Here is a 943-nt window from a genome sequence, read left to right on the forward strand (position 1 = left end):
TCCGAGGTGCCCGGGTTGGCGAAGCAGATGTCCACGCCCTGGTCGACCAGGGTCGCGACGAGACTCTCAGCGCCGTTCATGATCAGTAAGGCGTTGCGGGCGCAGCGGGCGTGCCGATGTCGCGCGCCAGGCTCACCACGCCATAGGTCTTCTGCGGCGCAGACATCAAGAGGCCATAGCCCTGGTCCACCAGCGAGCGGAAGTTCTTGGCGCTGGTGTGCGGGTTGCCAACGACGACCTTGTGCTTCTTGCAGGTCTCGACGATGCGGCGCATCGCGTCCTGCACCTCGGGGTGCTCGTACTGGCGCGGGAAGCCCAGCTCCTGCGAGAGGTCGCCCTCGCCGATCAGGATGAAGCCGATGCCCGGCACGTTGGCCAGCATGTCGTCCAGGTTCTCGATCGCCTGCGTGCTCTCGCACATCAGGCCGACCAGGATCTCGCCCTCGGGCACCAGCGGCCAGACGTCCGCGCGCTTGTAGTACTCGGCCATCGACAGGCCCCAGTAGCGCGAGGCATTGGCCGGGCCGTCGCCGCGCACGCCCTTGGGCTCGTACAGCGGGGCGTGCTTCGGCCGGGCATAACGGCAAGAAGCCACGGCGTTGTAGGCCTGCTCGACGGTGGCCACATGCGGCCAGATCACGCCGTAGCAGCCGCGATCCAGCACCTGCTTGGCGAAGCTCTGGTTCATCTCCACGCCGTTGGCGGGGATGCGGGCGATCGGGGTCACCTTGGGTGCCACCGAGCCACTCTCGGCGATCTGCTTGCGGTTGAGCATGTACTGCAGCGCGTCGCCGAGGGCCGACACGTCGTACGGGTTGTGCTCCATCTCGTAGACGATGCCGTCGTAGGGCGAGTCGCTCATCTCGATGGCGGTCTGCTTGTCGAGCTTGGCGAAGGCCAGGTGGGCCGGGGTGCCGGACTCGAAGGCCTTGATGATGCTGTT

1 protein-coding gene is annotated in these 943 nt (G+C 66.6%); it reads right to left on the reverse strand.

The window, feature by feature from the left end:
• Positions 1 to 82: 82 nt before the first annotated feature.
• Positions 83 to 943 (reverse strand): aldolase/citrate lyase family protein (locus B0W88_RS31995; RefSeq protein WP_077038432.1); only part of this gene is annotated, 861 nt, incomplete at its 5' end.

This window comes from Pelomonas sp. KK5 (assembly GCF_001984095.1).
Taxonomy (GTDB): Bacteria; Pseudomonadota; Gammaproteobacteria; order Burkholderiales; family Burkholderiaceae_C; genus KK5.